This window comes from Ruegeria sp. YKSD163 (assembly GCF_059612905.1).
This window is the reverse complement of sequence record NZ_JBXWRM010000001.1, coordinates 281,022-301,468: the sequence shown is the minus strand read 5'-3', so window position 1 is coordinate 301,468 and position 20,447 is coordinate 281,022. Positions and strand designations below refer to the sequence as shown.

General features: G+C 64.5%; 20 protein-coding genes and 2 tRNA genes. 13 read left to right on the top strand and 9 right to left on the bottom strand.

Annotated features, from left to right (window positions below):
* Positions 1-82: 82 nt before the first annotated feature.
* Entirely contained in the window at positions 83-388 is a 306-nt protein-coding gene (locus AC2FNA_RS01425; RefSeq protein WP_496823868.1) for a hypothetical protein, read from the top strand.
* A gap of 96 nt (positions 389-484) precedes the next feature.
* On the top strand, positions 485-919 hold the full coding sequence (locus tag AC2FNA_RS01420; RefSeq protein WP_496823866.1) for an ion channel: 435 nt from the start codon (positions 485-487) through the stop codon (positions 917-919).
* 9 nt (positions 920-928) lie between these two features.
* Here the strand turns inward: AC2FNA_RS01420 and cls are convergent, their stop codons facing one another.
* The 3 genes from cls to AC2FNA_RS01405 are packed head-to-tail and all read right to left on the bottom strand — an operon-like array spanning position 929 to position 4,610.
* Entirely contained in the window at positions 929-2,341 is a 1,413-nt protein-coding gene (gene cls / locus AC2FNA_RS01415; protein WP_496823864.1) for a cardiolipin synthase, read from the bottom strand.
* A 50-nt stretch (positions 2,342-2,391) separates the two neighbouring features.
* Entirely contained in the window at positions 2,392-3,522 is a 1,131-nt protein-coding gene (locus AC2FNA_RS01410) for an acetoin utilization protein AcuC (RefSeq protein ID WP_496823863.1), read from the bottom strand.
* A complete protein-coding gene (locus tag AC2FNA_RS01405) occupies positions 3,519-4,610 on the bottom strand; it encodes an AI-2E family transporter (protein ID WP_496823862.1) in 1,092 nt (363 codons plus the stop codon). The genes AC2FNA_RS01410 and AC2FNA_RS01405 overlap by 4 nt, the downstream gene beginning before the upstream one ends.
* Positions 4,611-4,762: 152 nt before the next feature.
* Between AC2FNA_RS01405 and AC2FNA_RS01400 the strand changes: the two genes are divergently transcribed.
* The gene (locus tag AC2FNA_RS01400) at positions 4,763-5,611 is read left to right on the top strand and encodes a YihY/virulence factor BrkB family protein (RefSeq protein WP_496823860.1); all 849 of its coding nucleotides are present in this window, start codon (positions 4,763-4,765) and stop codon (positions 5,609-5,611) included.
* A gap of 359 nt (positions 5,612-5,970) precedes the next feature.
* Here AC2FNA_RS01400 and AC2FNA_RS01395 read toward each other — a convergent pair whose 3' ends face one another.
* Both AC2FNA_RS01395 and AC2FNA_RS01390 read right to left on the bottom strand, forming a co-directional pair.
* Complete coding sequence (locus tag AC2FNA_RS01395) at positions 5,971-6,672, bottom strand: RlmE family RNA methyltransferase (protein WP_234145165.1); 702 nt, start codon at positions 6,670-6,672, stop codon at positions 5,971-5,973.
* Positions 6,673-6,738: 66 nt separating this feature from the next.
* Positions 6,739-7,851 carry a Ppx/GppA phosphatase family protein gene (locus AC2FNA_RS01390; protein ID WP_234136766.1) on the bottom strand — a complete coding sequence of 371 codons (1,113 nt, stop codon included), beginning with the start codon at positions 7,849-7,851 and terminating at the stop codon, positions 6,739-6,741.
* Between the two features lie 181 nt (positions 7,852-8,032).
* Here AC2FNA_RS01390 and AC2FNA_RS01385 point away from each other — a divergent pair, with 181 nt between their 5' ends.
* The 5 genes from AC2FNA_RS01385 (at position 8,033) to AC2FNA_RS01365 (ending at position 13,455) form a co-directional block, all read left to right on the top strand.
* Positions 8,033-9,916, top strand: a complete 1,884-nt coding sequence (locus AC2FNA_RS01385; RefSeq protein ID WP_496823857.1) for a PhoX family protein — start codon at positions 8,033-8,035, stop codon at positions 9,914-9,916.
* A 250-nt stretch (positions 9,917-10,166) separates the two neighbouring features.
* A complete protein-coding gene (locus AC2FNA_RS01380; protein WP_011047594.1) occupies positions 10,167-10,463 on the top strand; it encodes a virulence factor in 297 nt (98 codons plus the stop codon).
* A 26-nt stretch (positions 10,464-10,489) separates the two neighbouring features.
* Entirely contained in the window at positions 10,490-11,419 is a 930-nt protein-coding gene (locus AC2FNA_RS01375; RefSeq protein ID WP_496824303.1) for a methylenetetrahydrofolate reductase, read from the top strand.
* A 10-nt stretch (positions 11,420-11,429) separates the two neighbouring features.
* The gene (locus AC2FNA_RS01370) at positions 11,430-12,491 is read left to right on the top strand and encodes a methyltetrahydrofolate cobalamin methyltransferase (RefSeq protein WP_234136763.1); all 1,062 of its coding nucleotides are present in this window, start codon (positions 11,430-11,432) and stop codon (positions 12,489-12,491) included.
* Positions 12,492-12,627: 136 nt separating this feature from the next.
* Positions 12,628-13,455, top strand: a complete 828-nt coding sequence (locus AC2FNA_RS01365) for a polyphosphate kinase 2 (RefSeq protein ID WP_234145169.1) — start codon at positions 12,628-12,630, stop codon at positions 13,453-13,455.
* A gap of 10 nt (positions 13,456-13,465) precedes the next feature.
* Here the strand turns inward: AC2FNA_RS01365 and AC2FNA_RS01360 are convergent, their stop codons facing one another.
* Complete coding sequence (locus AC2FNA_RS01360) at positions 13,466-13,945, bottom strand: MarR family winged helix-turn-helix transcriptional regulator (protein WP_496823854.1); 480 nt, start codon at positions 13,943-13,945, stop codon at positions 13,466-13,468.
* Between the two features lie 204 nt (positions 13,946-14,149).
* On the opposite strand from AC2FNA_RS01360, the gene AC2FNA_RS01355 reads away from it, so the two are divergent.
* Positions 14,150-14,680: a GNAT family N-acetyltransferase gene (locus AC2FNA_RS01355; protein WP_496823852.1), complete on the top strand. Its 531-nt coding sequence runs from the start codon at positions 14,150-14,152 to the stop codon at positions 14,678-14,680.
* Between the two features lie 160 nt (positions 14,681-14,840).
* On the opposite strand, the gene AC2FNA_RS01350 is transcribed toward AC2FNA_RS01355, so the two are convergent.
* Both AC2FNA_RS01350 and AC2FNA_RS01345 read right to left on the bottom strand, forming a co-directional pair.
* A tRNA-Asn gene (locus AC2FNA_RS01350) sits at positions 14,841-14,915 on the bottom strand.
* Positions 14,916-14,994: 79 nt separating this feature from the next.
* Positions 14,995-15,912 carry an MBL fold metallo-hydrolase gene (locus AC2FNA_RS01345; protein WP_496823850.1) on the bottom strand — a complete coding sequence of 306 codons (918 nt, stop codon included), beginning with the start codon at positions 15,910-15,912 and terminating at the stop codon, positions 14,995-14,997.
* A gap of 41 nt (positions 15,913-15,953) precedes the next feature.
* Between AC2FNA_RS01345 and AC2FNA_RS01340 the strand changes: the two genes are divergently transcribed.
* Positions 15,954-17,279: an ATP-binding protein gene (locus tag AC2FNA_RS01340; protein ID WP_496823849.1), complete on the top strand. Its 1,326-nt coding sequence runs from the start codon at positions 15,954-15,956 to the stop codon at positions 17,277-17,279.
* A 20-nt stretch (positions 17,280-17,299) separates the two neighbouring features.
* Here AC2FNA_RS01340 and AC2FNA_RS01335 read toward each other — a convergent pair.
* Positions 17,300-17,375: transfer RNA gene (locus tag AC2FNA_RS01335), tRNA-Ile, on the bottom strand.
* A gap of 105 nt (positions 17,376-17,480) precedes the next feature.
* Here AC2FNA_RS01335 and purM point away from each other — a divergent pair.
* The 3 genes from purM to rnd all read left to right on the top strand — a co-directional run bounded on the left by purM (position 17,481) and on the right by rnd (position 20,398).
* The gene (gene purM, locus AC2FNA_RS01330) at positions 17,481-18,527 is read left to right on the top strand and encodes a phosphoribosylformylglycinamidine cyclo-ligase (protein ID WP_496823847.1); all 1,047 of its coding nucleotides are present in this window, start codon (positions 17,481-17,483) and stop codon (positions 18,525-18,527) included.
* Positions 18,524-19,120, top strand: a complete 597-nt coding sequence (gene purN / locus AC2FNA_RS01325) for a phosphoribosylglycinamide formyltransferase (RefSeq protein ID WP_496823846.1) — start codon at positions 18,524-18,526, stop codon at positions 19,118-19,120. Before purM ends, purN begins: the two co-directional genes overlap by 4 nt.
* Positions 19,121-19,240: 120 nt before the next feature.
* Complete coding sequence (gene rnd / locus AC2FNA_RS01320; RefSeq protein ID WP_496823844.1) at positions 19,241-20,398, top strand: ribonuclease D; 1,158 nt, start codon at positions 19,241-19,243, stop codon at positions 20,396-20,398.
* Positions 20,399-20,447 lie beyond the last annotated feature (49 nt).

Genomic DNA, 20,447 nt, shown 5'->3' with positions numbered 1-20,447 from the left:
CGCGATTGTCCCCATTCGCCGCAGGGCAGCGATTGCAATCGGTCGGGCGCGCTCCCATGTGCAGGGGGATAGGAGCCGCCTTATGTTCAGATTGTCCATTCTTCTTTTTGCCCTTTTCGCCGTGCCCGCGCTGGCGCAGGATCGCGCTGCCCTGTGCCACGAACGGGCGCTGAAACAGGCCGGCATCCGCGACACCGAATGGTCGCAGGGGCGCACCACGCTGCGCCTTGGCGGCTCGGTCGGGGTAGGGGTATCGCGCTCCTCGGGGCCCGCGACCCAGGGAGCACCGGCCTATGCCGGGTCGGCTGCGTCGGAGCGATTCGAGGAAAAGCGGCGGAAGAAAATCTACACCCGAACCTATAATGACTGCATGGCGCAGACACGCTGAGCGTGACCCCGCGGCCCAAGGGCGCGGCGGGGTTGCACCTACCGGCCAGCACCGTCATCCTGCGCCCAGAACGAAAAGGGGCAAAGGCGGGCGACGATGACACTCTTGCAACAGATCATGTGGGGCAGCCTGTATCTGGGCCTGTGTTTCGTGGTCGAGGTGCTGCTGCTGGTCTGGTGCACCCTGGTGATCGTGCACCTGTCGATCCGGCTGCGACATCTGTCGCGCGCCATGCGCACGGCGGCGGTGATCAGTGTTTCGCTGGCCTTCATCGTGCTGGCCCATACTTTGCAGGTCTGGCTCTGGGCCGGGGTCTGGATCTGGAGCGACGTTCTGACCGACTGGAACGAGGCGCTGTATTTCTCGCTCGTCACCTATACCACGCTGGGCTATGGCGACATCGTGCTGGGGCCGGGCCTGCGTATCTTTGCTGCCTTTGCCGCGGTGGCGGGGCTGTTGGCCTTTGGCCTGTCCACGGCCTATCTGGTGGCGCTGATCGGCAGGATTTTCGAAGGCCGCCTGCCGCGCTAAAGGATTTGTCTACAGGATCGGGGCAAACAGCCGTGCCAGCGGCGCGCCGTAGCGGATGAACATGGGCTGCGCGGCCAGGCTGCGTGTCAGCTCGGTGCTGCTGGCAAAATCATGTTCCAGCATTGCCGCCACCTGCGCGGCCACGGTTGCGTCAAAGAACAGCGCCATCGCCTCGAAATTCAGCCGGAACGAGCGGTTGTCCAGGTTGGTTGTGCCAACGGCGGCGATGGTATCATCGACGACGAATACCTTTTGGTGCAGAAAGCCGTCGGTATAGCGCATCACGCGTACCCCGGCCTCGCGCACCTCGTCGAAATAGGCGAAGGCCGCCAGCCAGGGAATGGTGTGATCGGCCTCGTCGGGTACCAGAAGGCGCACATCCACCCCGCGCAGCGCGGCGTGCTTCAGCGCCGCCAGAATGTCGAGATCGGGCACGAAATACGGTGAGGCGATCCAGAACCGGCGCTGTGCCGCTGTAATCGCGGCAAAGAACATCATCGCGCCGCTTTCGGTTCGGTCACCGGGCCCTGTGGCGACGATCAGGGCATTCGCATCCTGCGAGGCCAGTCGGGTCTCCCAAATGAGAAGATCGAGCAGATCCTCGCCCCGCGCCCAATGCCAGTCCTCGGCAAAGACCAGCTGGAGTTGCAGGACCGTGGGACCGGTGATTTCCAAATGAGTATCGCGCCAACGGCCCATCGCCGCGTCCTGGCCCAGATATTCGACGCCCACATTGTGGCCGCCGATATAGCCGGTATGCCCATCCACCACGACCGTCTTGCGATGGTTGCGATAATTGACCTGAAACCGGGTGTTGGGGCCGCGTTGCTTGCGCGGGTCGGCGATGTCGATTCCGGCGGCGCGCAGATCCTCGACATAGCTGTCCGACAAACGGTAGCTGCCGATGGCATCGGTCAGGAACCGCACCTTGACCCCGCGCCGGGACGCTGCGATCAGCCGGTCGCGCAGCTCCAGCCCCAGATCGTCGTCGCGCACGATATAGAACTGGATCAGCACATAGTGGCGTGCGGCATCGATGGCGGCAAAGAGCGCGGCAAATGTGGCCTCGCCATCGACCAGCAGTCGGGCGCCATTGCCCCGGCTGACCGCCATATGGGCGATCTTTTCAAAGGGGCGGGTGTTGACCATCACGCGGTCGGGATCGGGGGCGGTGGCATCAGCATGGGCGCGCAGCCCGGCCACCACCCTCTCACTCTCGCGCCGCGCTATACGGTAGCCGCGAAATCGGTGATGCCCCAGAAACATGTAAAGCGGCACCGAGGCCCAGGGCAGGGTGAGCAGGAACACCACCCAGCCGACCGCGCCCTGCGGCGTGCGCGCGGTGCGCGCCGCCTGCACCGCGCAGATGATCGACGCCCCGTAGAGGCAGAAGACGATCAGCGACAGAAGAGCGGTCCACATGTCAAAGCCTTAGCAGGCGCACGCGCGATGGCATAGCCCCGGATGCCGGTTCAGACCTCGGCCCGCATCCTCTGTTCCAGCCGGGACAGGTCCGCGCGCAGCTCGGACCGGATCGCGCCGGGGCGCGGCGTGTCGGCCAGCGTGGTGAACCAGGTCTCGGGGCGGGGCGCGTGGCGCTGCCGCTGCCAGGTGAGACCGCGCAGCACCGCCTCGGCCTCGGGGGGCAGGCGGTCGGGGATCTCGTTGCCCCTGAGCGTGGCCCAGACCCCGGTCCAGGCGCGCGCCACGCTCCACGGGTTGTAGCCGCCACCGCCCAGCACCAGCAGGCGCGGGCAGAGCGCCGCCAGCGCCCGCACCGTCTCCCGATGCGCGCAGTTGGACAGCGCCAGCCGCGACAGCGGGTCCTCGGCCACTGCATCGGCGCCGCATTGCAGAACCACAGCATCGGGGCGGAATCCTGCCACCGCAGGCAGGATCAGGTGATCGAGGATCAGTCCGAACTCGCAGTCATTCAGTCCGCGTGCCACCGGCAGGTTCAACGCCGCACCTCCCGCGTCATCCGCCAGCCCGCCGGTAAAGGGCCAGCGCCGCGCCTCGTGGACCGAGATCATGCGCACCGTTTCCGACCCGTGAAAGGCCGAGGCGACCCCGTCGCAATGATGCGCATCGATATCAACATAGGCGACGCGGGTGCAGCCCAGCCGTTGCAGCGCCAGGATCGCCAGAACCGGGTCATTGAGATAGCAGAAGCCGCCCGCGCGGTCGGCAAAGCCGTGATGCGTGCCGCCGCCGGGGTTGAACACGCGGTGGCCCTGCGCCACCAGTTCGGCCCCCAAGAGCGAGCCGCCCGCCGCCGTGGCCGGGCGCCGGAACATCTCGGCAAAGACCGGGTTGGGCAGGGTGCCCAACCCGTGGCGAGCGCGGGTCTCCTCGCTCACCGCCTGCTCGGCCTCGGCCCGTTGCAGTGCGGTGATATAGTCGGGCGTGTGAAATGCACTCAGCGCGGCTGGCCGCGCGCGCGGGCTGGTGCGGTATTGGCCGGGTGCGAACCAGCCCAGTGACCGGCATAGGTCGATCACCGTCGACACGCGCGGGATCGCCAGCGGATGCGTCGCGCCATAGGTCGAGCGGCGATAGATCTCGGAACCGATGAACAGGGCCTCGGGCAGGGGGGCTGTCACGCGTTTGGGTCCTGCGCCTCGGGGTGGCCGTCCTTGGACATCAGCACCGCCACCGGCCGCAGCGCGGGGACATGGCGGAACACGATCAGCATGCAGACCGTGAGTGGCACGCTGAGAAAGGCGCCGATCAGCCCCCAGACCGCCGTCCAGAAGGTCAGCGCCAGGATCACCATGAAGGTGGACATGTTCAGCGACCGCCCCAACAGCGCCGGGTCGAGGAAATTGCCGATCAGGAACTGCACCGTCCCGCAAAAGAACACGATGACGAGAAAGGGCGTGATGGTGTCGAACTGCACCAGCGAGGCAAGCGCCGGAAAGATCACCGCTACGATAGACCCGATCGAGGGAATGAAGTTCAGCGCGAATGTCAGCACCGCCCAGGTCTCGGCGAACTCCAGCCCCAGCAGGGTGAACACGGCATAGCTGATGCCGGCGGTCAGCAGGCTGACGAATGTCTTGACGCCCAGATAGCTTTGCAGATTGTGCGAGATCGCCTCCATCACCTGACTCATGTCCCGGCCCAGTTGAGGGTCACGGGCGGCCAGCAGCAGCTTGATGCCAAGCACCCGCCGCTCGGCCAGTAGGAACGCCACATAAAGCGAGACCAGCAGGAAGGTGTTGAGAAGCGAGGTGGCGCTGCCCAGCGCCGTCCGGGTCAGGGCAGACAGGTCAATGCGGATCAGGTTGTCGCGCACGAAACCGGTAACCTCTTCGCCCAAGAGTGCCGCAACCCGGGTCACCGCCTCGTCAAAGGCATTCTCGTAACTTGCGATGGCACGGGCGAATTGCGTGGCCTGCCCCCCAATCACCGCGATCATGACGAAGAGACCGGCAAGAACCACCGTGATCCCCGCCAGCGTGGTCAGCCAGACCGGCGCGCCGGTCGCGGCATGGACCCGGTCGCTGATCGCGGTGACCAGAACATAGACCAGAAAGGCCAGCGCCAGCGGGATCAGAAATCCCGCTCCGGCATAAAGCGCCAATACGGCGAGCGCCAGCAGGATGGCAATGTCGCGCAACTGGGCCAGCTGCGGGCGCGTCGGGGTGGGGGCGGGATCGGGCTGTGGCATGTCGCAGCCATGTTGCACGGACCTGCTCCCGGCTGCAATCGCGGACACCATTGCGGACAGGCAGGGCCGACTGTGCTGAGCGATGCGTCAGGTGCGCCGCCGGGACCTTCTGTTCCCGCGCGATCGTGGCACGGCTGGAACCCGGTACCACCAGCGGCTAGATTGACCCCATGACGCGTCCGGCGAATCCCTCCCTTCCCCTGCCGCTGCGCGCGGTCTGGCTGGCGTTGAGCCGGTTTCAGGCCAAAAGCGGTTTTGTCATGAGCAGCCATGTTGCGATGTCGATGATGATGGCGCTGTTTCCTTTCATCCTCTTTACCGTGGCGCTGGCGGGCAGTCTCAGCCAAAATCTGGTGACCGACGACCTGATCCAACTGATCTTTGGCACCTGGCCCGAACAGGTTGCCACCCCCATCGTGGCGGAGCTGAATGCGGTGCTGGAGGGAGCGAATTCGCGCGTCATGACGGTGGGCGGCGTGCTGGCGGTCTATTTTGCCTCGAACGGGGTGGATGCGGTGCGCGAGGCGATCTCGCGGGCCTATCACGACGCGGATACGCGGCCCTTCTGGAAGACCCGGCTGCTGTGCATCGGGATCGTGGTGGGGGGCGGTGCTATCGTGCTGGCGGTGGCCGCGTTCGAGGTGGCGATGCCGATCTATACCCGGCTGGTCACCGAGGCCCTGCCGGGAGAGGCGCCCGACTGGTTGTCGGTCGAGCGGCTAAGCTGGATTTTCGTGGTCGCGATGCCGGCGGGCGCGGTGCTGGCCTGCCATGCCCTCTTGCCCGCGCGGCGGCATCCGCTCAGGCGGATCCTGCCGGGGGTGGTGCTGACGCTGGTGCTCTGGGCCGGTTGCGGCTGGGGATTCTCTCTCTACATCGCGAATTTCGCCAGTTATTCAGCGACCTATGCCGGACTGGCTGGGGCGATGGCGGCGCTGATCTTTCTGTATCTGAATGCCGCGATCCTGATTCTGGGCGCCGAGTTCAACGGCGCCTTGATGGACTTGGCGGGCGAATAGGCTGAGAGCCGACTGCCTCGAAGCGGCCTTGATTGTGCCATCGGATCGGCAGAACCGCGTGGCAGGTTGACGGTTCATGGGCCAGAAGGCCCTGCTGCAGGAGAAATCAGATGCCAGCTCTTTGCGATGGGGGCAGACATGCCCGCCTGTTCATGTTCCTGGATCAGCAAAGCCGGGCCGAGGCGATGGGCGCGCGGCTATTCGCGCAATCGCTGAACGCCGGAGATGCGCTGTGCCTGCTGTCGCGTGCTGCGGCGTCGTTTCAGCCACAACGGCTGAATTCTGGGTATTTGCCTGCGGCAGGAGCCGGAAAACAGATGTTTTCCGGGCCGTTTTCCGCGACGGAAAACGGCGCCCGCCTAGCCGCGAAAGCCGGTGGCCACCACAAACTTTTCGGAACTGTCCGAACGTGAGGCGGGCGGTTTCACGTTGGCGACCTTGGTGAATTTCTGCTTGAGCAGTTTTTGCAGATCACCCTCCGCCCCACCGGCCAGTACCTTGGCCACGAACGTGCCACCTTCTTCGAGCACGTCAAAGGCCAGATAGGCCGCGGCCTCGCACAGTGCGATGATCCGCAGGTGATCGGTCTGCTTGTGGCCCGAAGACGAGGCCGCCATGTCCGACATCACCACATCCGCCTTGCCGCCCAGCCACTCCTTGATCCGGTCATCGGCACCGTCGTCGAGGAAATCGAGCTGATGGATCTCGGCCCCCGCGATCGGTTCGACCTCTTGCAGGTCGATGCCCAGCACCCGGCCCACGCGCTTGTCGCTGCGCTCGCCCAGCGCGTTGACGCGCTTGACCGCGACCTGGCACCAGCCGCCGGGGGCGCAACCGAGATCGACCACCCGCGCACCCGGCACTAGAAAGCGGAACTTGTCGTCCAGTTCGAGGATCTTGAACGCCGCGCGCCCGCGATAGCCTTCGGCCTGCGCCCGCTTGACATAGGGGTCGTTCAACTGGCGTTGCAGCCAGCGGGTCGAGCTGAGCTTGCGCCCGCGGGCGGTCTTGACCTTGACCTTGAGGTCACGCTGTCCGCGTCCGGATGTGTTCTTTGCCATGTCGTCTGGCCTCTCTTTCGCTCTGGGCGATACGGCGATTGGCCGCCGGATTCAAGCCGGACACGCCTAGAACGGTCCATCCTCCAGTACCCCGTCGGCGCTCATCTGCGCGTAGAGCAAGCCTTCGCGCAGGCCCCGGTCGGCCACCGACAGCCGGTTGGTGGGCCAGCATCGGAGCAGCGCCTGAAGAATGGCCGAACCCGACATGATCAGCGCATGGCGGTCCTCGCCGATGCGCGGGTCGCGGCGCCGACCCTGCGGACCCAGATCCAGATAACCCCGGATCACCTTGTCGATCTGCTCGCTGGTCATGCGAAGCCCGTCGACCTTGGTCCGGTCATACCGCTTCAGCCCCAGATGGCTGGCCGCCACCGTGGTGACGGTGCCGCTGGTGCCGACGATCTGGAACCGGTCACGGCCCAGTTGACTGCTATAGGGCACGAAATCGGCCAGCTGTTCTTCGAAGAACCAGCTCATCAGCGCAAAGCGCGCAGAATCGTCCTCGACATCGTTGAACTGGTCGCGCAGCGTGGCCACGCCCAACGGCACGCTGATCCAGTCCACCACCTTGGCGGCGGGAAAGGGGCTTTCGGGCGGGTGAAACCCCGCATGCAGCCGCATGATGGCCGAGGGGCGGTCGCGGCGCGGCACCGATGTCAGGTCGATCCAGACAAGCTCGGTCGAGCCACCGCCGATATCCACCACCAGCAGTTGCTCCGAGCGGGTCGAGACCAGTGGCGCGCAGGAGATCACGGCCAGCCGGGCCTCTTCCTCGGGCTGGATGATCTCCAGTGTCAGACCGGTCTCACGCTTTACATCGCGGATGAATTCGCGCGCGTTCTTGGCGCGGCGGCAGGCTTCGGTCGCGACCAGCCTCATCCGGTGCACCTTGTTGCGCTTGATCTTCTGCTGGCAGATACGCAGCGCCTGGATGGTGCGCGCCATCGACGAGCGCGACAGACGACCTGTCCGTTCCAGCCCAGCTCCGAGTTGGACGGATTTAGAGAAGCTGTCCACCACATGGAAACCGCTGCCCTTGGGCTGGGCGATCAGCATGCGGCAACTGTTTGTGCCAAGATCGAGCGCCGCATAGAGGGCGTCCGGATCCGGCCGGTTCGGCGCGGGGCTTTCGACCGCTTTCGGGAACGCGCCCGCACCTTTGGGACGCTTGGGCGCCATGTTTCACGCCCTCCGATTTCGTGTTAGCTTGAACCTAGGATCCGTTCCCGCGCGGCGCAAGAGATTTCCCGGGGGCAGAGGGCAGAACCGTCATACAGGTTTAACAAAGCCGTGCGACTGCATCTGCTATCGCCGGCCGCCGTGCCGGCAGGGATTCTGCTGGCAAGCCATGGAGCACGCTATGAAAAACGACCGCAGCCTGACATTTGACGAGTTTGACGAGGCGATGAACCCGCGCCCCGAGGATTGCGATTTCGACCATGTCGTTGAAGAGGCGCTGTCGCGTCGTGGCTTCCTGGGCGGGGTGCTGGCAATGGGCGGGTTTGCGGCCCTTGGCGGTGCGGTTCTGCCGCGCGGGGCCGAGGCCGCGACCAACCGCTTTGCCTTTGAGGCTGTGGCAACCTCGACCGCGGACGAGATCGTGGTGCCAAAAGGGTTCAAGGCCGAGGTTCTGGTGCGCTGGGCCGACCCGCTGTGGTCGGATGGGGTGGCCTTCGATCAGGCCACGCGCGGCACCGCCGCCAGCCAGGCGCGCGCCTTTGGCGACAATACCGACGGGATGGAGGTGTTCCATCATCAGGGTCGCACCCTGCTGGTGGTGAACAACGAATACACCAACCGCGAGATCATCTGGGGCAACCGCACGGACGGCAAGGCCGAGACCGATGACGACGTGGAAAAGGGTCTACTGGCCCATGGCGTCACCGTGGTCGAACTGGCCCATGACGGCAGCCATTGGCAGGTGGTCACCGACAGCCCCTATAACCGCCGCATCACGCCGCGTACCGAGATGTCCCTGACCGGCCCCGCCGCAGGCCACGACCTGATGAAAACCGCCGCTGATCCGACCGGCACGGTCACCTTCGGCACCTGGAACAACTGCGGCTCGGGCACCACCCCCTGGGGCACCTATCTGGCCTGCGAAGAGAACTTCAACGGCTACTTCTCCGCCGCTGACGAGGCGCATGAGGTTTCGGCGGAATTGGCGCGCTATGGTGTCTCGTCCAAGGACTGGGGCTATGGCTGGGCGCGCGTGGACGACCGCTTTGACGTCGCAAAGAATCCCAACGAACCCAACCGTGCCGGTTACGTGGTCGAGATCGATCCGCGCGACCCGAATTCGACCCCCAAGAAGCGCACCGCGCTGGGCCGCTTCAAGCACGAGAATGCCGAATGTGTCGTAAATCGCGACGGGCGTCTGGTGATTTATATGGGCGATGACGAGCGGGGTGAATTCCTCTACCGCTATGTCTCGGACGGGGTCTATGCCGCCGGTGTCGATACCGACGAGCTGATGGAAAATGGCACGCTTTACGCGGCCAAGTTCGACGCGTCGGGCAGGGGTATGTGGCTGGCGCTGACGCCCGAGGCCACCGGCATGAGCCAGGCCGAAATCTGCATCCATACCCGGATCGCGGCCTCGAAAATGGGTGCTACCACCATGGACCGCCCCGAATGGGTCACCGCCAATCCGAACGCGGACGAGGTCTATTGCGCGCTGACCAACAACAAGAACCGCGGCGTCAAGCCAAACAAGGGCGGCGACGAGACCCCGGCCGAAGGGCCCAATCCGCGCGAAAAGAACAACTATGGCCAGATTGTGCGCTGGCGCCCGGAAGGCGGCGACCATACCGCCGAAGGCTTCGACTGGGATCTGTTCGTGCTGGCGGGAAACCCGACGGTGCATTCCGATGCCAATGCGGGGTCACAAAACGTCAACGCGGGCAACATGTTCAACTCGCCCGACGGGCTGGCATTCGACAGCAACGGGCTGCTCTGGATCCAGACCGACGGCAAATACTCGAACGAGGGTGATTTCGCCGGTCAGGGCAACAACCAGATGCTGGCGGGCGATCCGGTGACCGGTGAGATCCGCCGCTTTCTGGTCGGCCCGCGCGAGGCCGAGATCACCGGCCTGTGCTGGTCGGCCGACCGCCGCACCATGTTCGTGGGCGTGCAGCATCCGGGTGAGGATGGCGACAGCCACTGGCCCGATGGTGGTGACAGCGTGCCGCGTTCGGCCATCATCGCCGTTACGCGCGAGGATGGCGGCCTGGTCGGCTGACACACCTCACTGTGCGAACAAGAGCCCCGGGCGCCACAAGGCCCCGGGGTTTTTCGTGACATGATCATTGCTCATCATCTTGCTGAAGAATTCGGGAAGGCACGGGCAGGCGATCCGCGCTAAGCCGTGACTCGCGGAAGGTCCGAAAACGACAAAGGTCGCTGCACATCGCGCACGTGTCGAAATCGGACCGACCCCGCCCCATATTGACCGCTAGAACCGGCTCACCGGATCAGGAGGAATCGACTGCATGCCCGAGGTTACCATCGTCTACTGGCGGGACATCCCGGCTCAGGTCATCGTCGGCAAAGGCCGCCGCGGCGCCAAGCGTCAGTTGGAGGAACGGTTCGAGCAGGCCATCGACCGCGCCGCGATGAAAGTGGGCGCGCAGGACACCGATGCCTATCTGGCCGAGTGGCGCAAGGCCGAACCTTACGAGGTTGCCGGTGACCCGGCGGATATCGTCGAGGCCGAGGCCCAGCGTCTGGAACGGGAATACGATCGCGACCGCATCAAGGCGCTGATTGCAAACGACGGTTGGGCATGAGCCCGCAGAGCATATGGGAGGCCGTGATGGCTTTGCTGAACTTCAAGAAACGCGAGACGGTCGAGAACGGCCCCGTGAACCCCACCGTCGAGGCCTTTCTCAAGGATTACTCGATCGAGGTGATGCCGCGCACCGCGGAAAAGGTCGAGGATTTCCGCGCCCTGCTGCCCGATGGCACCCGCGTCTATATCGCCCATATCGAGGGCACGCCGATCGAGGATATGGTGGCAACCGCCAAGCGGCTGGCCGCCGAGGGCTATCCGGTGATGCCGCATTTCCCGGCGCGTATCATCAAGGATGCCAAGACGCTGGAAAACTGGATCGCCATGTACCAGGGCGAGGCCGGGGTCGAGCAGGCGCTGCTGCTGGCAGGTGGCGTGGCAGAGCCGCATGGCGACTTCCACTGCTCGATGCAACTGATGGAAACCGGCCTCTTTGACAAGGCAGGGTTCAAGCGTCTGCACGTCGCAGGCCACCCCGAGGGCAACAAGGACATCGACCCCAAGGGCGGCGATGCCAATGTGATGGACGCGCTGCGCTGGAAGCAGAAATTCAACGAGACCACCGATGCCCAGATGGCACTGGCCACGCAGTTCTGTTTCGAGGCCAAGCCGATCATCGCCTGGGCCAACGGGCTCAAGGATGCCGGCATCGACCTGCCGATCCATATCGGCATCGCGGGCCCGGCCAAGCTGCAGACCCTGATCAAGTTCGCCATCGCCTGCGGCGTCGGCCCTTCTCTGAAAGTGCTGCAAAAGCGCGCGATGGACGTATCCAAGCTGCTGCTGCCCTATGAACCCAATGATGTCGTGACCGAACTGGCCGCCCACAAGGCCGCCAACCCCGATTTCAACATCACCAATGTGCACTTCTTCCCGCTGGGCGGCATCAAGACCAATGCCACCTGGGCGATCAATAACGGCGGTGCCAGCACCCGCCCCGTAAACCCGACCTGAAAGGCCAGACATGACCCGCACCATCGTTGAAAGCAAAACAAAAACCGCGATCATCGGCTTTGACCAGCCGTTCTGCGTGATCGGCGAGCGGATCAACCCCACGGGCCGCAAGAAACTGGCCGCCGAGCTGGAAGCGGGCGATTTCTCGACCGTGGAAAAGGACGCCATCGCCCAGGTTGCCGCCGGGGCCACCGTTCTCGATATCAACGCGGGTGTTGTCTATAACTCCAACCCCAACCCCAACGAGACCGAACCGCCGCTGATGCGCAAGATCGTCGAGCTGGTGCAGGGGCTGGTCGACGTGCCGCTGTGCATCGACAGCTCGGTGCCCGGCGCGCTCGAGGCCGGTCTGGCGGCGGCTGAGGGTCGGCCGCTGCTGAACTCGGTCACGGGTGAAGAGGAACGGCTGGAGCAGATCCTGCCGCTGGTCAAGAAATACAACGTGCCCGTGGTGGCGATCTCGAACGACGATACCGGCATCTCCGAAGACCCCGATGTGCGCTTTGCCGTCGCCAAGAAGATCGTGCAGCGCGCCGCCGATTTCGGCATCCCGGCCCATGACATCGTGGTCGACCCGCTGGTGATGCCGATCGGTGCCATGGCAACCGCCGGTCAGCAGGTCTTCGCCCTGGTGCGCCGCCTGCGCGAGGAACTGGGCGTGAACACCACCTGTGGTGCGTCCAACATCTCGTTCGGCCTGCCCAACCGGCACGGCATCAACAACGCCTTCCTGCCGATGGCGATGGGTGCGGGCATGACCAGCGCGATCATGAACCCGGTGGCGCTGCCGGTGACGCAAAAGGCCATCGCCGAAAAGCGTGAGGCTGTGGCCGCCGCCGGCATCATCCTGCCCGAGGGCATGGATGACGAGACCTTTGTGACCATGTTCGGTCTGGGCTCGACCCTGCCGCGCGCGGGGAAAGAGATGGAGGCCATCCGGGCCGCCAACCTGCTGACCAATAACGACCCTCACGGCGCCGAATGGATCCGCTCCAACAAAGCGCCCGCGGCCGAGGGGGACGAAGGCCGGGGTCGGGGTGGCCGCGCCGGAGGCCGTCGCCGCCGCGCCTGAGCGCCTGCCAGATAACAGTCGAAAGGCCGGGCGGGATGCCCGGCCTTTTGCATTCTGGCCAAGGGGTTGATTTTTGCGACGTCAGGCCAAAGACTGATCCCCGGAACACGCGCGCCGATCCCTGCAAAGGTTGGATATGGCACCTGACAAGACCCTGACTCTCGCCGACGCGGACCTGAGCCTGTCGCTGTCGAAGAGAAAATACCTGTCCCGCTTGCAAGAGCAGCAGTTGCTGCTGTCCCGCATCCAGCAGGCCTATCTGTTTCATGGGCACAAGGCGGTGCTGGTGTTCGAGGGCTGGGATGCGGCTGGCAAGGGTGGTGCCATTCGCCGGATCAGCCAGGCGCTCGACCCGCGCAGTTTCAAGGTCTGGCCGATCGGGGCGCCCCGCAATTATTACCTCAACCGCCACTACCTGTTGCGTTTTTTCGAGCGCCTGCCGCCCGAGGGCGCCATCAGCGCCTTTGACCGCAGCTGGTACGGCCGCGTTCTTGTCGAACGGATCGAGGGGCTGACGCCCGAACACCGATGGCGCGCGGCCTATCGCGAGATCAACGATTTCGAACGAATGCTGATCGACGATGGCACCCGTATCGTGAAACTGTTCTTTCACGTCTCGGCTGACGAGCAGATGCGCCGGTTCGAGGAGCGTCTGCGCAATCCGCTCAAGCGCTGGAAACTGACCTACGAGGATTTCCGCAACCGCGCTCGCTGGACCGAGACCGAAGAGGCGGTGAACGAGATGTTCGCCCGTACCTCGACCGCGCGCGCGCCCTGGACGCTGATCCCCGCCAACAACAAGAAATATGCCCGTGTCGCAGCGCTCAGGGCGGTGACGGCGACGCTGGCGCAGGGGGTGGACCTGAACCCGCAGCACCTGGACCGCCGCACCATCGAGGCGGCCGATCAGCATCTGAACGTGGAACAGGACCTGATAGACAGCCTGCGCGCCCGGACCGAGTGAGGGCAGGGGCTCAGGGTGCGGTGCGTCCGATCTCGCCGCTGTCGAGCACCGGGGCCGCGTCCATGTCCTCGGCATCCAGCATCGCGGCGACCCGTTCCAGCGCCGCCACCAGCATCGCCTGTTCCCAGTCCTGCATCGCCAGGAACCGGCTGACGTAGCGTTGTTGCAGCGGGTCGGGGGCAGTGGCCAGCGTTTGCTGCCCAAGATCGGTGATCAGGATGTCGGTCTGGCGCCGGTCAGATTGCGACTTTTCACGCTGTACCATGCCTCGGGCAACCAGCTTGTCCACCAACACGGTGACGGTGGCCTGGCTGACGCGCATCCGGTTCGAAATGGCGGTGGCGGTACTCTGGCCGGTTTCGCCCACCACTTGCAGCACCCGCAGTTGCACCGCCGTCAACCCGGCCGATTGCGCCAGCTCGCGCCCGAACATGTCGGTGGCGCGCAGGATGCGGCGCAAGGCGATCAGGCTGCTGTCGATCCGGTTCATGAGGATTCCTCGCGCAATTGATCCAGAATGGCAATTTCACCAAGGGATGACAAGCGGGCGGTATCGAATATCCAAAGATAAACTAAGTTTTTGCCGCAACCGCATTGGTGGAAATTGTGACATATGCGCACAATAATAGGAGAGATTTGAATTGTGCGGATCTGTATGATACTTAGTCAATCGAAGCTTTTAGAGGAGTCACTGATGAAGCATTCCCTGGACCTGTTCGAGCAACCCATTCCCGTGCTGCGCGCGCCCGTGCAGCAGGATGGAGCGGCCGTTGCCGCCCTGGCCCATTGTGACAAGCAGGAACTGGTGGGAACGCTTCTGGGCGATCTGGCAGGGTGCGATGATTTCGTCGAAACCTCGGTCGTGGCCGAGCTTGACGGCGAGGTTGCCGGCGCGGTGCTGGCCTATATCCTGCCTTATGATCCGCAGACGCTGTTTGTCTGGCAGGTCAACGTGGCAGAGAACGAAGAGGGCAAGGGGTTGGCATCGCTGATGCTGGGGCAATTGCTGCGGCGCGAAGCCTGTGTCGGGGTGACCCGTGTGCAGACGGCGATTCCGGCCAGCGACGAGATATCATGGGCGTTGTTCCGCCGCTTTGCAGGTTGGCAGCGGACGCGCATGCGAATCGAGCCTTATGTGACGCAGGCCCTGTCTCCGTTCCGGCGCCACGAAGCCGAAAACCTGATCACCATTGACCTCACCGAACCACTTGGACAGGCCGCCTGATCGCCTGTGTCTTGTCCGCCTTTTTGAGGCAGCATAATACTGCGCGGCGAAAGCCACGGGGCGTTTTGTTGCAAGCGCCCTACGCCATGCCGGGCACGTAAGAAGGATAGAAACTTTTGAGGTGAGAAATCCCCTATAAGCGTCCGATTTATGAGGATTTTGGCTCCGGCGGTAGGGATCGAACCTACGACCAATTGATTAACAGTCAACTGCTCTACCGCTGAGCTACGCCGGAACGGTGCGGGCCGTATAGCAATCCCGATTCACCGCGTCCAGAGGGGGGGAGAGAAAATTCGTCGAATTTTCTCGGGCGTTCAGGATCGACGGTGAAACCGGGCCGACACCGCCAGTTTGCCCTCGGGCGCAACCCGGTCGCGGCCGGTCAGATCGACCAGATGGGCGAACACGTTCCGGGTGGCAGCGGGCAGCAGCGCAGCGGGTGTTTCTGTGTAGATGCGCCGCGCCAGCGCCTCGGCGGTGGCGGGACCGTCGGCCAGCGCCGCGAGGATCGCGTCTTCGCGCCCCAGGCGGTGACTGATCAGCCAGTCGAGGCGCGCCCCTGGCTCGGTCACGGCGGCACCATGGCCCGGATGGAACAGCCTCCAATCGCGGGCGCGCAGGTCGCGGCAGGCGGTCATGAAATCGGTCAGGTCGCCATCGGGGGGCGAGACCAGCGAACTGGCCCAGCCCATCACGTGATCGGCGGTAAAGCACACATCCTGCCAGGCCAGCGCGATATGATTGCCCAGATGGCCCGGCGTATGGATTACCTCCAGCTGCCAGCCGTCGCCCTCGATCCGTTCGCCATCGGCGATCGTCTGGTCGGGGACAAAACTGGTGTCGATACCCTCGCCACCGCCAGCCAGCCCCTGCGCCGCCAGCGCGCGCATCACCGCGCTGCGCCCGGCCTCGGGCCCACCAAAGGCCAGAACCGGCGCGCCGGTGCGCTCGGACAGCGGGCGCGCCAGAGGCGAGTGATCCAGATGCGTATGGGTGACCACAATATGGCTGATGCTCTCGCCGGGTCCTAGCGCGTCCAGAATCGCTTCCAGATGCGCCTCGCTCAGCGGGCCGGGGTCGATCACCGCCAGCTCTCTTGTGCCCACCAGATAGGTATTGGTGCCGCGATAGGTCATCGGCGAGGGGTTTGGCGCCACGATCCGCCTTATCCCGGGCTCCAGCTCGATGGGGGTGCCGATGGGCGGGTCGAATTCGTCGGGCGGCTGGGTCATCTGTCTCTTTTTCTCGCTCTGGCACCGGGGTAGGTTTAGCCATGACATTCCGCTGGCTCAAACACTATATGCCACGCAGCCTCTATGCCCGTGCGGCGATCATCATCGTCGTACCGGTCATCGCGGTCCAGATCGTGGTTTCTGTCGTGTTCCTGCAACGGCATCTGGAGGATGTGACCACCCAGATGACGCTGACCGCCGTGCGCGAGATCGAGCTGATCATGGGGCAGGTCACCGAGACCGAAACCCATGCCCAGGTTCAGGTGCGGCTGCGGCCGGCTCTCGACGCCTTGCAGGTCAGTCTGCGATTCGTGAATGACGGCGACGTGCCCTCAGACGATCTGCGACCCTGGTATGACTATACCGGCCGACAGGTAGAACACGTTCTGCGCAGCAGGGTGCAGGATGTGATCGCGGTGGAACTGCCCGATACCCGGGTGGTGCGGCTCTATCTGGGCAGCGCGCTGGGTCCGGTCGAGCTGATCTTCGACCGCCGCCGCATGTCGCCCGCCGCGCCGCACCAGCTGATCGTGACGATGGTGGCCTTTGGTCTGTTGATGACCGTGATTGCCTTTCTCTACATGCGCAACCAGCTGAGGCCGGTCAAACGGTTGGCGGATGCGGCGCAGGCTTTTGGCCGGGGGCACACGGTTCCCTATTATCCCTCGGGCGCCATCGAGGTACGGGCAGCCGGCAGTGCCTTTCTGGACATGCGGGCCCGGATCGAACGGCAGATCGAACAGCGCACCCTGATGCTCTCGGGGGTCAGCCACGATCTGCGCACGCCGCTGACCAGGTTGAAACTGGGACTGGCGATGATCGACGAAGAGGATGCCGCGCCCATGTTGCAGGACGTGGCCGAAATGCAGCAGATGCTGGACGCGTTCCTCGATTTTTCGCGCGGAGTGTCGGAAAGCGCGCCGGAAAAGGTCGATCCCGTCGCCTTGCTGAAGCAGGTGGTGGAGGATGCCCGTCGCGCCGATCGCAATGTCGCGCTGGTCGCCTGCGAGGTGCCCGAGGGGGATACCGTCACCTTGCGGCCCACGGCCGTCCGCCGCGCGGTCGAGAACCTGATTACCAACGCGGTCCGCTATGGAACCCGAGTCGAAGTCAGTCTGGCGGTGACGCCAAAGTTTCTGCGCATCCGGGTCGAGGATGACGGCCCCGGAATTCCAGCGGACAAGCGCGCCGAGGCCGTGAAACCGTTCCAGCGGCTGGATACGTCGCGCAACCAGAACCAGGGCGGCGGTGTGGGCCTGGGCCTTGCCATCGTTGCCGATATAGCGCGCGCTCATGGCGGCGCACTCCGGCTGGGTGACAGTGAACGGTTGGGAGGGCTCTGCGCCGATATCGTGATCGGACGCTGACCGGACGAATGCGGAGAATGTGGTAGGCCCGGCAGGATTTGAACCCGCAACCAAAGCGTTATGAGCGCTCTGCTCTAACCGTTGAGCTACAGGCCCGCCATGGGCCATGCCTAACACGATCCGCTCCCGCGTCAAGCCTGACCGTTGCATGCGCGGGCACAATCGAATAACCCCCGCGCAAGCAATCGTGAGGATGGACCGATGACAGCGGGCAAGAACGGCATCACCTATGCCGAGGCAGGTGTGGACATTGATGCGGGCAACGCGCTGGTGGACCGGATCAAGCCGGCCGCCAAGCGCACCAACCGCCCCGGCGTGGCCAGCGGACTGGGCGGGTTCGGCGCGCTCTTCGACCTCAAGGCGGCCGGATATCAGGACCCGATCCTGGTCGCGGCCACCGATGGTGTCGGCACCAAGCTGCGCATCGCCATCGACACTGGCCTGGTCGACGGGGTTGGCATTGACCTCGTTGCCATGTGCGTCAACGATCTGGTCTGCCAGGGTGCCGAGCCGCTGTTTTTCCTTGATTATTTCGCGACCGGCAAGCTCGAAACCGATACCGCCGCCCGCATTATTGAAGGTATCGCCGAAGGCTGCGTACAGTCCGGCTGCGCCCTGATCGGCGGCGAAACGGCTGAAATGCCGGGCATGTATCCGGCAGGCGATTTCGATCTGGCGGGCTTTGCCGTCGGCGCGATCGAGCGCGGCACCGCGCTGCCCGAAGGCGTGGCAGAGGGGGACGTGCTGCTGGGCCTCGCCTCGAACGGGGTGCATTCCAACGGCTATTCGCTGGTGCGCAAATTGGTCGAGATCTCGGGTAGCAGCTGGGAATCGGACTGCCCCTTTGGCCCCGGCAAACTGGGCGAGGCGCTGCTGGCGCCGACCCGGCTCTATGTGCGCCAGGTTCTGGCCGCGATCCGCGCCGGTGGCGTGCATGCGCTGGCTCATATCACCGGCGGCGGCCTGACCGAGAACCTGCCGCGGGTCCTGCCCGAGGGCATGGGCGCTACCATCGACCTGAACAGCTGGGATCTGCCGCCGGTGTTTCGCTGGATGGCCGAAACCGGCGGTATTGCCGAGGCCGAGATGCTCAAGACCTTCAACTGCGGCATCGGCATGATCGTGGTCTGCGCCGCTGACCGGGCTGAGACGCTGACCGAGCTGCTGACCGCCGAGGGCGAAGCCGTTGCCCGCATCGGCACCGTCACCACCACGCCCGGCATCGCCTATGCGGGCAAGCTGCTGTGAGCGCCAAGCGCGTCGCGATCCTGATCTCGGGTGGCGGGTCGAACATGGTCACGCTGGTCGACAGCATGACCGGCGACCATCCGGCGCGGCCCTGTCTGGTGCTGTCCAATGACGCAAACGCGGGCGGGCTGGCCAAGGCCGCCGCGCGCGGCGTGCCGACGGCGGTTGTCGATCATCGCCCCTATGGCAAGGACCGAGCCGCGTTCGAGGTCGAACTGATCAAGCCGATCCTCGACGCGGGGGCCGATATCGTCTGCCTGGCCGGCTTCATGCGGGTACTGACCGCCGGTTTCACCGACCGGTTCCAGGGTAGGATGTTGAACATCCACCCCTCGCTGCTGCCCAAATACAAGGGGCTGCACACCCATGCCCGCGCCCTGGCGGCAGGCGATACCGAACATGGCTGCACCGTGCACGAGGTGACCTCGGAACTTGACGATGGCCCGATCCTGGGTCAGGCCCGCGTTGCCATCGAACCCGGCGACACGCCCGAGACACTGGCCGCAAGAGTGCTGACCTGGGAGCACAAGCTCTATCCGGCGGTCCTGCGCCGCTTTGCCGGTGGTGACCGCAGGCCGGTCTGGCTGCCCTGACGCAGGGACGTGCGCGCCATAGGGGGTTTGCAGAGCAGGGGTGTTGGCCCTAAGGTGAGCGAAACCGACCCGTTCCGGGGGCACGGGCGGAACCAAGGAAAAGAACAAGATAAAAACCGTATGAAGACCCTGACAACCACTCAAGAACTGGCCGCGTTCTGTACGGCGGCCGCCAGCCAACCTTATGTGACCGTCGATACCGAGTTTCTTCGGGAGCGGACCTATTACTCGAAACTCTGCCTGATTCAGCTGGCCTATCCCGGTGACGGCGATGATTGCGCCGTTCTGGTCGATCCGCTGGCCGAGGGGTTGGAGCTGGATCCGCTTTATGCGCTGTTCCGCGATACCTCGGTGGTCAAGGTGTTCCATGCCGCCCGGCAGGATCTTGAGATTTTCTGGGTGGATGCGGGGGTGTTTCCCGAACCGCTGTTCGACACCCAGGTCGCGGCCATGGTCTGTGGCTTTGGCGAGCAGGTCGGATACGAAACGCTGGTACGCAAGATCTGCCGGCAGGGGCTGGACAAGACCTCGCGCTTTACCGACTGGTCGCGCCGTCCGCTGACCGATGCGCAGAAAACCTATGCCCTGGCTGATGTCACACATCTGCGCCAGATCTATGAACACCTTGCCGCCGATCTGGCCAAGACCGGGCGCAGCCATTGGGTTGCCGAGGAATTGCGCACGCTGACCGATCCGGCAACCTATGACATTCGCCCCGAAGAGGCCTGGCGCCGCATCAAGACCCGCACCAACTCGGGCAAGTTCCTGGCGGTGGTGCGCGAACTGGCGCAGTTCCGCGAAAGCTATGCCCAGGACAACAACGTGCCGCGCAACCGGGTGTTCAAGGATGACGCGCTGATCGAGCTGGCCTCGACCAAGCCGCGCACACATGCCGATCTGGGCGGTTCGCGGCTCTTGTTGCGCGAGGCGCGCAAGGGGGCCATTGCCGACGGTATTCTGGCGGCCGTGGGGCGCGGGATCGACTGCCCGCCCGAGCGGATGCCCAAGGTGAAGAACGGGCGCGAGAACCTGCAGGTGAACCCGGCGCTGGCCGATCTGTTGCGGGTGCTGCTGAAGGCCAAGACCGAGAATGTGGGCGTTGCCGCCAAGCTGATCGCCAACAGCGCCGAGCTGGACCTGATCGCGGCCGGCGAACGCGACGTGCCGTCGCTGACCGGTTGGCGGCTGGAAGTGTTCGGCGCCGATGCGCTACGGTTGTGTCAGGGCGAGATCGCGCTGGCCGCCAAGGGTCAGAATGTCGAGGTGGTGTCGCTGTAGCGCCAGCGTCGCCCGCCCGTATCCGAACAATCGCTCTGCCCGAGACGCT

What these genes read in the sequence shown, in the direction of transcription:
- AC2FNA_RS01425 (WP_496823868.1), top strand. Translation starts at nt 83, where the DNA reads ATGTTCAGATTGTCCATTCTTCTTTTTGCCCTTTTCGCCGTGCCCGCG.
- AC2FNA_RS01385 (WP_496823857.1), top strand. Translation starts at nt 8,033, where the DNA reads ATGAAAAACGACCGCAGCCTGACATTTGACGAGTTTGACGAGGCGATG.
- AC2FNA_RS01345 (WP_496823850.1), bottom strand. Translation starts at nt 15,912, where the DNA reads ATGACCCAGCCGCCCGACGAATTCGACCCGCCCATCGGCACCCCCATC.
- AC2FNA_RS01340 (WP_496823849.1), top strand. Translation starts at nt 15,954, where the DNA reads ATGACATTCCGCTGGCTCAAACACTATATGCCACGCAGCCTCTATGCC.
- AC2FNA_RS01370 (WP_234136763.1), top strand. Translation starts at nt 11,430, where the DNA reads ATGACCCGCACCATCGTTGAAAGCAAAACAAAAACCGCGATCATCGGC.
- AC2FNA_RS01390 (WP_234136766.1), bottom strand. Translation starts at nt 7,851, where the DNA reads ATGGCGCCCAAGCGTCCCAAAGGTGCGGGCGCGTTCCCGAAAGCGGTC.
- AC2FNA_RS01360 (WP_496823854.1), bottom strand. Translation starts at nt 13,945, where the DNA reads ATGAACCGGATCGACAGCAGCCTGATCGCCTTGCGCCGCATCCTGCGC.
- AC2FNA_RS01395 (WP_234145165.1), bottom strand. Translation starts at nt 6,672, where the DNA reads ATGGCAAAGAACACATCCGGACGCGGACAGCGTGACCTCAAGGTCAAG.
- rnd (WP_496823844.1), top strand. Translation starts at nt 19,241, where the DNA reads ATGAAGACCCTGACAACCACTCAAGAACTGGCCGCGTTCTGTACGGCG.
- AC2FNA_RS01355 (WP_496823852.1), top strand. Translation starts at nt 14,150, where the DNA reads ATGAAGCATTCCCTGGACCTGTTCGAGCAACCCATTCCCGTGCTGCGC.
- AC2FNA_RS01365 (WP_234145169.1), top strand. Translation starts at nt 12,628, where the DNA reads ATGGCACCTGACAAGACCCTGACTCTCGCCGACGCGGACCTGAGCCTG.
- AC2FNA_RS01380 (WP_011047594.1), top strand. Translation starts at nt 10,167, where the DNA reads ATGCCCGAGGTTACCATCGTCTACTGGCGGGACATCCCGGCTCAGGTC.
- AC2FNA_RS01375 (WP_496824303.1), top strand. Translation starts at nt 10,490, where the DNA reads ATGGCTTTGCTGAACTTCAAGAAACGCGAGACGGTCGAGAACGGCCCC.
- purM (WP_496823847.1), top strand. Translation starts at nt 17,481, where the DNA reads ATGACAGCGGGCAAGAACGGCATCACCTATGCCGAGGCAGGTGTGGAC.
- AC2FNA_RS01420 (WP_496823866.1), top strand. Translation starts at nt 485, where the DNA reads ATGACACTCTTGCAACAGATCATGTGGGGCAGCCTGTATCTGGGCCTG.
- AC2FNA_RS01400 (WP_496823860.1), top strand. Translation starts at nt 4,763, where the DNA reads ATGACGCGTCCGGCGAATCCCTCCCTTCCCCTGCCGCTGCGCGCGGTC.
- cls (WP_496823864.1), bottom strand. Translation starts at nt 2,341, where the DNA reads ATGTGGACCGCTCTTCTGTCGCTGATCGTCTTCTGCCTCTACGGGGCG.